This is a genomic window from Streptomyces sp. H39-C1 (assembly GCF_027158125.1).
In the GTDB taxonomy this organism is placed as follows: Bacteria; Actinomycetota; Actinomycetes; order Streptomycetales; family Streptomycetaceae; genus Actinacidiphila; species Actinacidiphila fildesensis.
Genome location: NZ_JAPVLS010000149.1, coordinates 1 through 12,783, shown reverse-complemented (window position 1 = coordinate 12,783; position 12,783 = coordinate 1). Strand labels below are relative to the sequence as shown.

The 12,783-nt window shown below is 66.9% G+C and carries 10 protein-coding genes; 5 read left to right on the top strand and 5 right to left on the bottom strand.

Annotation, left to right across the window (positions count from 1 at the left end; genetic code table 11):
• Positions 1-1,025 precede the first annotated feature (1,025 nt).
• Both O3W51_RS45340 and O3W51_RS45335 read right to left on the bottom strand, forming a co-directional pair.
• Positions 1,026-1,658 carry a restriction endonuclease gene (locus tag O3W51_RS45340; RefSeq protein ID WP_269289722.1) on the bottom strand — a complete coding sequence of 211 codons (633 nt, stop codon included), beginning with the start codon at positions 1,656-1,658 and terminating at the stop codon, positions 1,026-1,028.
• Between the two features lie 549 nt (positions 1,659-2,207).
• On the bottom strand, positions 2,208-3,749 hold the full coding sequence (locus O3W51_RS45335; RefSeq protein WP_269289719.1) for a UvrD-helicase domain-containing protein: 1,542 nt from the start codon (positions 3,747-3,749) through the stop codon (positions 2,208-2,210).
• Between the two features lie 865 nt (positions 3,750-4,614).
• Between O3W51_RS45335 and O3W51_RS45330 the strand changes: the two genes are divergently transcribed.
• From O3W51_RS45330 to O3W51_RS45310, 5 genes are all read left to right on the top strand, one after another.
• A complete protein-coding gene (locus tag O3W51_RS45330; protein ID WP_269289715.1) occupies positions 4,615-5,625 on the top strand; it encodes a DUF6192 family protein in 1,011 nt (336 codons plus the stop codon).
• A 3-nt stretch (positions 5,626-5,628) separates the two neighbouring features.
• A complete protein-coding gene (locus O3W51_RS45325; RefSeq protein WP_269289713.1) occupies positions 5,629-6,057 on the top strand; it encodes a RacP protein in 429 nt (142 codons plus the stop codon).
• A gap of 56 nt (positions 6,058-6,113) precedes the next feature.
• Positions 6,114-7,037, top strand: coding sequence for an IS5 family transposase (locus O3W51_RS45320; RefSeq protein ID WP_331284158.1), 924 nt, complete (start codon positions 6,114-6,116; stop codon positions 7,035-7,037).
• Positions 6,935-8,227: a tyrosine-type recombinase/integrase gene (locus O3W51_RS45315; RefSeq protein WP_269289709.1), complete on the top strand. Its 1,293-nt coding sequence runs from the start codon at positions 6,935-6,937 to the stop codon at positions 8,225-8,227. The genes O3W51_RS45320 and O3W51_RS45315 overlap by 103 nt, the downstream gene beginning before the upstream one ends.
• A gap of 143 nt (positions 8,228-8,370) precedes the next feature.
• The gene (locus O3W51_RS45310; protein WP_269289707.1) at positions 8,371-10,728 is read left to right on the top strand and encodes a tyrosine-type recombinase/integrase; all 2,358 of its coding nucleotides are present in this window, start codon (positions 8,371-8,373) and stop codon (positions 10,726-10,728) included.
• 8 nt (positions 10,729-10,736) lie between these two features.
• On the opposite strand, the gene O3W51_RS45305 is transcribed toward O3W51_RS45310, so the two are convergent.
• The 3 genes from O3W51_RS45305 to O3W51_RS45295 form a co-directional block, all read right to left on the bottom strand.
• Entirely contained in the window at positions 10,737-11,006 is a 270-nt protein-coding gene (locus tag O3W51_RS45305; RefSeq protein ID WP_269289725.1) for a hypothetical protein, read from the bottom strand.
• Positions 11,007-11,135: 129 nt separating this feature from the next.
• On the bottom strand, positions 11,136-11,741 hold the full coding sequence (locus O3W51_RS45300; protein ID WP_269289705.1) for a DUF3885 domain-containing protein: 606 nt from the start codon (positions 11,739-11,741) through the stop codon (positions 11,136-11,138).
• A gap of 355 nt (positions 11,742-12,096) precedes the next feature.
• On the bottom strand, positions 12,097-12,633 hold the full coding sequence (locus tag O3W51_RS45295) for a S1 RNA-binding domain-containing protein (RefSeq protein WP_269289702.1): 537 nt from the start codon (positions 12,631-12,633) through the stop codon (positions 12,097-12,099).
• Between the last annotated feature and the right edge of the window lie 150 nt (positions 12,634-12,783).

Genomic DNA, 12,783 nt, shown 5'->3' with positions numbered 1-12,783 from the left:
CCCACCGCATGTACCGCCCCGCGTCAGCGAACCAAACCACCACACCCACCGCTACCAGCACAAAGACCAGCATCTGACGTGCCGTCACTGACACCACCCCACTGACACCAAAGCGGCACATCGCAGCCAAAATCTTCGGCGGCAGCACGATCGCCGTCATCGTCCGCTCTCTCGCGCTGCTCCTGGGCGGCCTGCTGGGCATCGTCGCGACGCTGCTACTCGGAGGCGGCGCCGGAATCCACCTGTCCCCGACGGAACCGATGTAGGTGAGCGAGTGTTCCTCAGACTCCAAGAACGCCAGTCCGTAGCCGTCGGGTCGAGTACCGAGCCGCCAATACCGACGGCACACCGCGACGCTGGACCAGGGTGTGATGTACGCGTTCTGGCCGCAGGACGACGGGTGGAAGGACTACCTCCCGAACAACACCTGGAACCCGGGCGGGGAAGAGATCGTCACGGAGGGACCATCCCCGCGTGCGCGGGGAGCAGTGGTCAGAGGTTGGCGGAGACGTCCCACATGCGGGGCCATCCCCGCGCCCGCGGGGATGGTCCCGCTGAGTACCACGGCATAATGCCCTCCGGCCCCTGCTCCCCGCGCCCGCGGGGATGGTCCCCCGCGCAACGGCCGCCCGTACCGGGCCCTGTGCTGCTCCCCGCGCCCGCGGGGATGCTCCCAGCCGGTTCGTCTGGTGGCTGCGGTTCATTCTCTACTCCCTGCGCCCGCGGGGATGGTCCCCTGGACCGCTGGACGACGATCCTGGAGGACCTCTGCTCCCCGCGCCCGCGGGGATGGTCCCGCATCCACCAGTCGCTCGGCTCCAGGTCGGTGCTGCGCGTAGAACACCTGCCAGATCGACAGCGGCAGCTGCTCGGCGTACCGGACCGGATGACGTCGACCGCCGCCAGAAACTCCACCGTCTGCGGCCGCGGTCGCAGACGGTGGATAACCCCGCGGGCGGTGATCCGGCATGTGGGGCTCCCCGGGACGGCGCTGGGTGGGAGGGATGCCGTGGCGTCCTTCCCTGTCAGATTGCCGTGTCGGGCCGGGTGGGCGGCAGACGCCGGGCCGGGCGCTTGGGCGCGCTTTTGGGCTGGGGGCGCTTGTGGGTACCGGAGCGGGTGATGTCCAGGGCGAAGAACGACGTCAGCGGTGATCCGGTATTCCAGAAACCCAGGAGATCGAGATCGATAAGGACCAGGGCGTGTTTGGCGGCGAAGTCCCGGCCGGGCTTGGTGAAAGGGCACGTCGCGACGAACACCGGGATGTCGGCGTGATGCTCGGCGCGGGCGGTGCCGTTGAACGTCTGAATGTCCCGGCTGCCCACCGACCGGTGCGGGGCGTAGCGCTTGCACTGGATGACGAGCTTGCGGCCGTCGGGCAGGGAGGCGATGACGTCGGCTCCCAGGTCCCCCGCTCCCCCGACGCGCACGACGTCGGTGCAGCCGTCGCGGCGGCACAGATCCGCGACGTACTCCTCGAACTCCCGGTCGTTCATCGCCAGGACCGACTCCATGGTCCGGCGGGCGTCCAGGCGGGCTTGCTCGGCCAGGCGCAGTTGCTCGGCACGCGCCTCACCCCGGCCCACCCGCGCCCGCCCCACAAGGACCACCACTGCCCCGACCGCGACCAAGCCCACTAACACCAGCAGTAGTTCCATGGCTCTGCCCCTCCCCCGGTCCTCGTAGCCGAGTGTGAGCGGCGGGGCAGAACCTGGGAAGAGCGCCTCGTCAACCGCGAAGACGGCCGGCGCGCTGGCTGAGGTACTGCAGCATCCCGCCGCAAAGCATCATGAGCATGCTGCAAGCGAAGGCTGCGTTGAGGGCCACGAGGTCGTGCACCCTGCCGGCGTACCGGGCCAGCAACATCCCAGCGCCAGACACCACGGCTCCACTCCCCCATAGCCGCGGCCGCAAAATGGATCCCCGTAGCCACGGCATGATTCGGCTGGTCGTGAGGGCCAGGACACCGGCCCCGGCGTAGAGCAACACGACAACTACCGCGGTCAGAGAAATGACGTGCAACATCGAACCCCCCTTGTCCTAATGATCTTGGCATCGCCAGCGGTGAACAACCAGACCCAGGCCCTCCTCCGTCATCGAAGCCGAGTGTGAGCGGCATGGCAGCAGCACGGTAAGGCCGCATGGATCGTCTCAACCGGTCCCGGGGTGCTGACGGCGTTAGCACCCCGGGATGAGAAGGGTTGTGGCTAGTCGCCAGTACCCGAAGGTGCGGCGGGGAGCGGGCCGAGATCCCAGGCGTTCCGTGTCTGACCTGGGAGTGTTGCAGACGCTGTGGGTGCCCCGTTCTGGGAGTGGCTGGTGAACCAGGACAGGCCTCCGATGTCCAATTGGTGGCGGGCTCGGGTGACCGCTACGTAGGCCAGGCGCGCTTCGGTGGTGGTGATGCGGCCAGGCCGGCCGAGGGCGTCGGATTCCGGGGCCGGAAAGTCCTCACCGATACGGACCGTGGACCACTCGCGACCCTTGGCCTTGTGGACGGTGGACACAGTGACATCACTGCTCTCCTCGGAGCCGAGTTGTTCCACTGCGGCGAGAACGGTCTCGGTGCCGATCTCATCGATCAGCGCCACCCAGGGGTAGAGGTCGGCGCCGGCCGGGTCGTTCTCCGCGTACTCCTGAAGATCACCCCAGGTCTTGAACAGGTACAGGTCGGGGTGGCGTGCCTTCTTTCCCTGCTTGAGGTCTTCAGCGGCGATGGCCAGTTTGCGCAGGTCGTTGCCGCCGCCTGCCATGGCCACACGCCGCCCGGCCTCCATCTGGTGCATCACCTCCGCCATGGCGCCCCCGTTGGTTCGGCACAAGATGGCGTCCGGGGTGTAGGTCTTCTCCAAGCGGGTCGCGATGGCGGGATTGCCCCGCAGGCGTAGCGGTGAGCGGGTCAGGGCGAGCCAGTCATTGGCGTGCTCGGCCAGGGCGGGGCCGAAGCGGAAGGACTGGCTGAGGGTGAGGTGGGTGCCGGTGAAGTTCGTCATGATGTCGCGGGCGCCGCGCCAGGTGTAGATCTGTTGGGCGGAGTCGCCGACCAGGATGAGCTGGGCGTGGTCTCGCTGTCGTAGGAGGACGTCCTCGAGGGCGGGGTTGGTGTCTTGGGCCTCGTCGAGCATCACGTAGTCGTAGTTCAGGTGTGGGTCGGTCAGTTGCCAGACCTTCAGGTAGTGGTCGTGGTCGACCGGTAGTTTGTCGCCTTCCGGGATCCGCACGTCGTTCCAGGCGCGCTGGGCGAAGGGCAGGACCGTGCTGGCCAGGACGCGGTGGATCTGCGGGTCTTCTGCTCCGCGCTGGATGGGGACGTGCTGCTCGGCCAGTTCGCGGTCGGCTGAGTGGCAGTAGCGGAGCACGGTCTCTTTGATGACGTAGGCCAGGTTGTTGGTTTCGAAGATCTTGTCCCCGACGGTGAGACTGTGGCGCAGGCCTAGGGTTTCCGCGGTCTTCCAGGCCGGGATGCGCGTCCTGCCGAAGCGGTGCTTGTAGCGGAAGCCCACTGTCCCGAAGGCCAGGCCGTGGCCGGTGCTGCACTTCACCCGGGAGGGAAAGCGCCGCTCCGCCTCGAGCTTGATGGCCCGGTTGAACGCCAGGTACAGGCCGCGCTGGACGGTGTCGTGGTCGGCGAGCATCTCCAGGGTCGCGGTCTTGCCCGTGCCAGCCCCGGCCTGCAACACCATGTGATGCCGTCCTTCGAAGCAGCTGATCGCTGCGCTCTGCTCGGGGGTAGGGGCCAGCGTCGTCATGCTCTCTCCTGACGGATAGCGCGCTGCGGTCATGGGCGGCCGCAGTCGGCACAGGTTGTGCACCCGGCAGCGTCGCACCCGCCACTGACAGAGGGTCACCGGAAAATCGCACAGCGGGACTGATGTGCGAGTTGACGGCGGACTCAACGGCCTTGATCACGCAGGAGTAGGCGGCACTGGGGCGGACCTGATTCCGGAGGGCGTCGGTCGGGCAGTCGCTACCAGTAGTTGCGGCGGGGTGGCGGCATCGAGCTGTGGACGAGGCGGATCAGAGAGCAAGGCACCCAACTTGGCGCTCAAACGCCTGCGTTGGGAAAGCGTTCCCCACGTCGCGGTAAGTGCCTGTTTTCGATCCTCGGTTTTGAGCAGCTTTGAGTCCTAGGCTGGTCGGTGTCCGAGGACGCTGGGCAGGCCGAAGAGCGGGTGTGTGAGGGCTGCGGCAAACGGCTGAGGTTGGAAGCACGGCCCGAGACCGTGTACTGCTCGGCGGCATGTCGTTCCAGGCAGTGGCGCCGAGAGCGCAGGTTGCGCAAGCGGGTCGCTGCGGAGCTGAGCGGTGTCGGCCGGGCCGAGTGCCCCGAGTGTGGAGCCGCTTGGGTGGCGGGGGTGGATCGGCGTTCGAACGCCGTCTACTGCTCGCGGCGATGCGTCGTAAGGGCTTGGCGGGCCCGAAAGGAAACGTTCGGCGAACGGTCACAGTGACCGCAACGCGAACGCATCCGAATCGTCCCTTCGATCAGATTCCGTTCACTTCCGGTCATTCGTTGTGATCTTAGGATATTCAGTCTGACTCTCGGTTTCAGGAAGCGGGCCGTGTCCCGTCACGGTCAATTGCCGTGCTCGGCCCGCGGGTTGGTGGTGAACCATGCCCGAAGAGATCCAGATCGCCGACAAGGTCGGCAGCGTCAGTGCGAATCGGTATGCCGAGATCGTGGCTGAGCTGCGGAAACTAGTGGAGACCGCCAGCCGTATCCAGTTCACGATCGGTGATCACGCGCTGGAGGTCGAGCCGATGCGTGAGTCCGGCGGCCAAGAGCGAGGGGAGGAGTTGTTCACGGTCAAGGACTCGCTGTTCCGTCTGGCCGAGGACATTGGAGTGTCGTACTCCACGGTGAAAGAGACCCGTTGGACCGCGTCGAGGTGGCCGAAGGATCGTCGGGTCTCAGGGGTGTCCTTCACCGTTCACAAGATCCTTGCGTCGGTCGCCGACGAGGAGGAGCGGTTCGCCGCGGTTCTCACCCCACCCGACGGCAAGTCCCGGTGGACGCCGGACGACGCCAAGCGCCGAACCGGCCGGCAGGTTGAGAACCCGGTCACTCCGCAGGAAAAGGTCAGCGCGATTCACACCCTGGCCCGGGACGAAGAGGTCGCCGCCACCGTCACCAGCGACCTGCTGCGACGCCCGACGGTGGTCGCGCAAGTCAAGCAGGAGGACAAGGTTCGGGTCGTCGAGGAACTGACCCGCGACGAGACCGTCGCTGCGAAGGTGACCACCGGTCTGCTGCGGCGCCCGGATGTCGCTTTCCGCGCGATGTCGGACGATACCGCCCGCCACCAGGTCAACCACGCCCAGGTCGAGCGGGGCCGCCAGGCCCGCGAGCACTTCGATCAGACCAACCCCGTCGCACCGGCGATCCGCAGCATCGACCGGTCGGTGGAGTTCTTGGACCTGGTCACCGCCTGCCATGCGTTCGTCGCGGCCGCCGGCCGGGTCGTCCCGGGCATGCGGGATCGCCAGCTGGGCGACGACGAGCGCACGGTCGTCCACGAGAACGTCGCCCGTGTTCGGGCAACGCTGGACTGGATCGAGACGGCCGTGGACACCGGGAAGGTCGACGTCGACGGCGAGCTGGCCCGGCTCCTGCAGGGCGACTAGCCGATGCCACGCGCCCGCGAGCGCAGATCGCCGGCGGCCCAGCGACACGCCGACACTGTCCGGTTCGTACTCTTCGAAGCCCGGCCGGCCGGACTGACCTTCATCCAGCTGGTCAGATCCAGCGAACTATCGCGCCACCAGACCCGATCGGGCCTGGCTTGCCTGCGGGATACCATCACCGAACGCAGCTGGCCACCGCTGATCTGGACCCTGAAGGACGGCTACAAGTTCTGCGCCGACCCCGCCGAGCTCCAGGCATACGAGGTCGCGATCATCCGCGGCAAGCTCACCGAAATCCGCCGCTTCATCACCGCGACCGTCGCCCCGCACGCCGCCCTGCAACCGAAGGGGCGATGGATCAAGCACCTGAACACCCAGCTCAACTCCGTCGAGTCCACGCTCGACGTGATCGCCGACTTCACTGACGCCTGACGGGTGGGACCGGCCGCGAAGCGGCCGGTCCCACCCGTCATCGAGGGAGGAGAGGCTTGCCGCGGCGACGCTGTTATCCCTCGGACACCTGGGACGATGAGTGGGCGCTGATCGCGCCTCTGCTGCCGACGCCGGCCTGTGACACCTGGACCGGCGGCCGCCCGGAGAAGCATCCCCGCCGGGAGATCGTGGACGCGATCCGCTATGTCGTGGACACCGGCTGCAAGTGGCGGGCCCTGCCCAAAGACTTCCCGCCCTGGCGCACGTGTTACGGGTTCATGGCCCGCTGGGCAGCCGCCGGCGTCATTGGACAGATCCGTGACCAGCTCCGCAAGCGCATCCGCCGTGAGATGGGCCGGGCGCCCGGAGCGGTAGCCACCGTCATCGACTCCCAATCGATCAAGGCCGCCGAAACCGTCGGCAAGGACTCCCGCGGCTACGACGCCGGCAAGAAAATCAACGGACGCAAGCGGCACCTGGTCGTGGACACCAAGGGCCTGCCGCTGTTCGTGATGGTCACCGCGGCCGACATGACCGACCACAACGCGGCCAAGGAAGTGCTCTTCCGGTTGCGGCTGATGCACCCCGAGATCACCATCGTCTGGGCCGACTCCGCCTATGCCGGACAGCTCGTGACCTGGGCTAAGACCTACCTGAAACTGACGATCAAGACCGTCAGCCGCCCGAAAAACGTGCCGGGGTTCGTCGTCCTGCCCCGGCGCTGGGTCGTCGAACGCTCACACGCTTGGGTCATGCACGCCCGCCGGCACGCACGCGACTACGAACGACTCGTCCAGCACTTCCTGTTGACTGAACTAACTTGGGAGTTTTCCCAGTTCAGGCGCGGTATGGAGGATGCTGCTGCTAGCTTCCGGGCATGCCTGAGAACGAGGGGGCCGAGCGTGATCTGTCTGCTCTGGAGCTGCCGCATTGGGGCCACTTACGAGAGACCGGTGATCCCTGGGATCCGTACCAGCTGATCGACAGGCACGGGCAGGTCTGCGCGGAGGTCCAGGCGTTCTTCAAGGACCTCCAGGCCGCAGGCCGCGAAGACACGACCCTGCGCTCCTACGCGCTGGACCTGCTGCGCTGGCTGCGATTCCTCTGGATGCTCGACATCAGGTGGGACCGGGCGACCAGCGTCGAGGCGAGGGACTTCATGCGCTGGATGCTGCTGGCCGACAAGCCCGTGCGCGTGCACTGGCGCCTCCAGCTCCGACCACAGACGGCAGCACCGAAGGGGCCTGGCGTCGCGAGGCCGGCACCGGGGACACCGAATCCTGTGACGGGCAAGTCGTCGCCAGGCGTCAAGTACGCGGCGACGACGAGGGCTCACTGCGAAACGGTCATGCGGACCTTCTACGACTTCCACCTCCGTGAGGGCACCGGACCGATCATCAACCCGTTCCCCCTGGACCGCTCCCGCCAAGCCGGCCGGGCCAACGTCCACCACAATCCGATGGAACGGTTCAAGCACGAGCGGACCGGCCGCTACCGGCCCAAGGTCGCGAAGCGGATCCCGCGACGGATCCCGGACGAGATGTTCAACGCGATCTTCGCCGCGCTGAAGTACAACCGGGACCGCGCGATGCTCGCCTTCTGGGTCTCCACGGGCGTACGCGCGGAAGAGCTGCTGACCAGCACGAACCGCGACGCCCTGCCCGGCGAGCAGGTCATCGGCGTGATCCGCAAGGGAACCCGCGACTACCAGCGGGTGCCGGCCTCGCCGGACGCGTTTGTTTGGCTACGGCTCGCCCAGGAGGAAGCCTGGCGCCGCGGGGTGCCGCGGGGACGCAACGCCCCGCTCTGGTGGACGCTCCGGCGCCCGTGGAGACCGCTGGAGTACCCGGCGGCCAGGGCGATGTTCATCCGCGTCCAGGAGCTCCTCGGGTCGAACTGGTCCCTGCACGATCTCCGCCACACGGCGACCTACCGCATGACCAGTGATCCCCTCGTCCGCCTCACCGACGTGCAGTGGGTCCTCGCCCACAAGCAGCTGACCACCCTTCAGATCTACCTCACCCCCGACTCCGACGAGATCGTCGGGCACATGCTCGCCCACCACGCCCGTCAGGAGAAGAAGGCCACCAAGCAGCCGCGCCCACCGCTGCCCGCCCCCGGCTACGACCCCGCTTCGCTGGACGTCCTGTTCGGAAGGCCCAACTCGTGACCACCGTCGAGCACAGCCCGCCAGTTCTGAAGACCGCGGAACGAGGACGATTCGGGGAAGCACAATCGGCGCTGAGAGAGAAGTTCCCCGCTCGGACTCCGGTCGCCTCCTGGTCAGCCACCCAGGCGCCCAGGGACGAGGTCGTGCACCGCTTGGCACAGCACCCCTTCACCGCGCAGAACGAGGCCACGACGAGGTCCCGGTGTCGCGGCGTCGGCTACGTACTGGCCTGGCTGGAGGCCCAATCCGGGGCCACCTGGCAGGAGCGCTGGACCTCTTCCGGGGCCGAGAGCCTGCCGAAGGAGGACTGGCTCGACCTGCCCCGGCAGTGGTTCACCCGAACGCAAGGAGTGGTCCTGCGCGACTCGCAGTTGTCGCCGGGGCTCCTGATGCTGATCTGCGGAGACGTCATCCGTCCCAAGTCGGCATGGCTCCTCAGCCGCACCTCGCAACACCTCGCACGGGCGATGGCATCGGTCCGCGACCCGGATGGCTTCGACCTGCTGAGTGCCCAAGCGGCCTCCGACAAGGTGCCGCCGGCCGTCTTGCGCATCGCCCGGCATCGGATCTCGGTCGTCCTCGCACGCAACGGCGGCTCCATCAGCGACATCACCGTCGGGGACTGCGTGGACCTCCTGGAGGCCCAGGGCGTCACCCACGCAGCGACCGGCGACCGGACCGCGTTCTACCGGCTGCTGCACAGGGCTGGTGTCTTCCCTCCGGACGCACCCTCAACAATCCGAGCCTTCACCGGCGGACAAGGCCAGCTCAGCGTCGCGGAGATGATCGACCGCTACGAGATCGCCTGCAAGCCGGTACGCGACCTGCTCGTGGACTACCTCCGCGAACGCCAGCCCGCCCTGGACTACACGTCTCTCTCGGCCGTCTCCCGTGTGCTGGGGGGTCTGTTCTGGAAGAACCTGGAAACCCACCACCCGGGCATCGACTCCCTTCGCCTGCCACCGGAGGTTGCCTCCGCCTGGAAGACGCGGCACCAGACGAAGACGACGACAACCCGCAGGCCCGATGGCAGCACGGTCTCGGTCACCAGTCCGCGGGAGAGCGCGCGATCGGATCTGACGACAGTGCGGGCGTTCTACCTCGACCTCGCGCAATGGGCCGCCGAGGACCCCGCGCGATGGGGCCCCTGGGCGGCCCCCAGCCCCGTCACCAGCTCGGAAGCCAACCAGAAGAAGCACCAGCGCCGCGTTAAGGCGAAGATGGACCAGCGCACACGGGAACGACTGCCCGTGCTTCCACTCCTCGTCAGCACCAGCCAACGCAACCGCCTCCAGGCCGCCGCGATCCTCGCGGCCGCACGACAGGCCGAGCCCGGCACCGTCTTCAGTGTCGACGGCCAGACGCTCTTCCGGCCGGTGCTGAAGTCCGCGTCCGGCGCCAAGATCTGGGCCCAGGAGCTTGAAGCGCCCAGGACCGCGGCCCGGGCCGCCCGGCGCGACCTCACCCACGAGGACCATAAGGCGTTCTGGGCCTGGGCCGCGATCGAAGTCCTGCGTCACACCGGCATCCGGATCGAGGAACTGTGCGAGCTGAGCCACCACTCGCTCATCCAGTACCGGCTGCCGACCACCGGCGAGCTCGTCCCACTCCTGCAGATCGCTCCGTCGAAGACTGATCAAGAGCGCCTGATCCTGGTGACCCCCGAGCTGGCCGACGTCCTGAGCCGCATCATCATGCGGGTCCGCGACAGCAACGGAATCGTCGCATCGGTTGCCGCCTACGACCCCCACGAACGCGTCTGGAACCCGCCGATGCCGCTGCTGTTCCAGCATCGCATCGGCATCGAGAACCGGGCGATGCACCCGACCTGCCTCCGAAAGTACCTCGGTCAGGCCCTGGTCAGCGCAGGTCTGACCGACGCGAGCGGCGAGCCGCTGACCATGCAGCCGCACGACTTCCGAAGAATCTTCATCACGGACGCGGTGATGAACGGAATGCCGCCGCACATCGCGCAACTCGTCGCCGGCCATCGCGTGATCGACACGACCATGGGCTACCTCGCGGTCTACCCCCGTGAAGTCATCGAAGCGCACCGGGCCTTCATCGCCCGCCGCCGGGCCACCCGGCCCGGCGAGGAATACCGCACGCCCACCGATGCGGAATGGGACTCCTTCCTCGGCCACTTCGAGAAGCGCAAACTCTCCATCGGCACCTGCGGCCGGGCCTTCTCCACCCCTTGCGTTCATGAGCACGCCTGTTTGAGATGCGCCATGCTCAGGCCTGACCCCGCCGAGCGTCCCCGGCTCGTCGAGATCCGCGGCAACCTCATCGACCGCATCGCCGAAGCCAAGCGGGAAGGCTGGCTTGGCGAAGTCGAAGGCCTCGAAACCAGCCTCGCCGGAGCCGAGGACAAGCTCTCCCAGATGGACACCGCCACAGCCCGCACGGCCACCGCGGTCGATCTCGGGATGCCCACCTTCACCCAGATCGCTGGACGCGCCACCGACACCCGAAGGCGGCCGCCACCGTCCGCTCCATGAGCGACGCGTCAGAAGGGCACGTCCACGCCAGCTTCGCGGAGATAGGACAAAGCGCGGGACAAGCACTCGTGGGCGGTGGCTCCGTCGGCCCGCATCGGTTGGCTCAACGGGCCGCCACCAGCAGTGAACGTCCATGCGGGCTTCTGGTCCCGCAACCGCTCAGCGTCCACCCTGATCGCGGCGCCCACACCTTGCTCGCCCAACCACTCCAGGATGAGCAACACCGCGTCCTCGACGCCGCTGTCCTGATCGATCTTCGGCCACCGGCCTCGACTCATTGTCACCGGCACGACTGTACCGACGGCCCGGCAGTCGTAGGCGCCCAGCCGGCTCGCCATCAAGAGCGCCCGGTTGGCTGCCGGACGACCAGTCAGATCTTCCTAGGTCCGGACTCAGAGAAGCAACCCTCACATGCCGGTCGGGTGGGTGGAAAGCCAGTCAGGATGTGCTGCCTTGAGGGCGTCCCTGACGCTGGTGCTTGGGGCGAATACATCCCCGCCTCCGTCATAGGGGTGGTAGAGCCAGCGAAGATCGAGCGGGGCCAGGGTGACTCCTGCGATCACATCGTCAGCTACCAGCCGCAGAAGGGGGTCCAAGGCATGCCTGCTGCGGGGGTGGAGGCTGATGTATTCATGCTGGTAGAGGATGTCATCAGGGAAATCATCGTCGTGGACATGGCTGCCCCAGTGCCGCGCGTCCGGATCAACTTGCCGGAGCTGGGGCATGCGCACGGTGGGTTCCGCGTCTCCGTTCCATTCGCGGGTCACCACATACAGCTCGGCTTCGTTCGGCCCCAGCTCGTCCAACAGGGTGTTATGCCGATCGAGCATGACTGCGTACTCGGCGTCGCTGTCGGGGTACCGCTTGGACTCAGGGAGGCTATGAAAGCGCACCCATCGGTCGGGATAGGCATAGCGCATCTGAAGATCGCCCGGTGGAGCAGGCCATCGCTGTTCCCATAGGGCCGACAGGGCTTCCAGGCTCAGGTCCTGTCGGGGAAGAATCTCGCTCATCGCTCCATGATCGAGCATGCGGCAGACTCCGACGGCCGAATACACCACCGTCAACGAGGGGCAGCAGCGACCCGCAGCCGCTGGTTGGTCGCTAGTTCAGAGAATCGGAATCACTGATCACCTGGGCGGCGATCACGCTGATGACCAGGCGAATCACCCGCCGAAGCTCTCGCAGAAGTGGTCAACCGGCATCTGTTGAAGCGCAGCGGGACTGAGCCTTTTGGCGGTGGTCCCCACCACCGCCACCCAGAGACCGCTGGGGCTCTTGGTCTGGATTACATCCTCCCACCACCTCCGGAAGGCGGTGCCCCGGTTTCGCCACCTGGGCGAGTTTTCCTCGTCGGTCTGTTTGACGTCAGCAGGGGTCTTGCGGTGGGAGCGAGAGGCGAATAAGACGCCGCAGCGGGTCCACTTCAGAGATCTGCACGGCCATCTCGTCACCGACCCGGAGAGCCTGCTCGCTGCCCTGCTGGGACAACTCGGAGTTGTGGACCAGGCCGTCCATCCCCTCGTCAACGCCCACGAACACGCCGAACGGGACCACCCGCGTTACGCGCCCGGAAAAAACAGAGCCCACCCGGCCGGTCCATGCCAGCCAGGGGTTCGGCTGCTGGGCGATCAGGGACAGGGTGACTTGCCCGCGCATCTCGGCGTCGACGCCGAGGACCTGTCCGGTCACCCGTTGACCCACCGTCACAGCCTCTCCGCAGGAGGAGAGCCACTTCCACGACACCTCGGACGGCGGAATGTGACCCATCGAAGGCTCGGGTGCTCCGTCGAGATTGACAAGAACACCGAACTGATGGATCGAGGCAACCTCTCCCGAGCACGCGTCACCACGATGAAGCGTCGCCAAAAAGTCCTTGACGCGGGGAGGAAGCGGATAGGTCACAACCGCGACCCTACGCTGCCCTTACCACCCAGGTCACGCTGTTCAACCGCACTCCTGGCACCTCCGCAATCTGGGCTCGATGCCCATCTGGAACGAGCGAGAGACATCAAAACTCGGCGCTGTGGATCGCCCGGCAGCCAGCAAGATGAC

Coding starts and splice junctions, on each gene's coding strand:
- O3W51_RS45330 (WP_269289715.1), top strand. CDS start 4,615: ATGCCCGAAGAGATCCAGATCGCCGACAAGGTCGGCAGCGTCAGTGCG.
- O3W51_RS45300 (WP_269289705.1), bottom strand. CDS start 11,741: ATGAGCGAGATTCTTCCCCGACAGGACCTGAGCCTGGAAGCCCTGTCG.
- O3W51_RS45315 (WP_269289709.1), top strand. CDS start 6,935: ATGCCTGAGAACGAGGGGGCCGAGCGTGATCTGTCTGCTCTGGAGCTG.
- O3W51_RS45305 (WP_269289725.1), bottom strand. CDS start 11,006: ATGAGTCGAGGCCGGTGGCCGAAGATCGATCAGGACAGCGGCGTCGAG.
- O3W51_RS45340 (WP_269289722.1), bottom strand. CDS start 1,658: ATGGAACTACTGCTGGTGTTAGTGGGCTTGGTCGCGGTCGGGGCAGTG.
- O3W51_RS45335 (WP_269289719.1), bottom strand. CDS start 3,749: ATGACGACGCTGGCCCCTACCCCCGAGCAGAGCGCAGCGATCAGCTGC.
- O3W51_RS45325 (WP_269289713.1), top strand. CDS start 5,629: ATGCCACGCGCCCGCGAGCGCAGATCGCCGGCGGCCCAGCGACACGCC.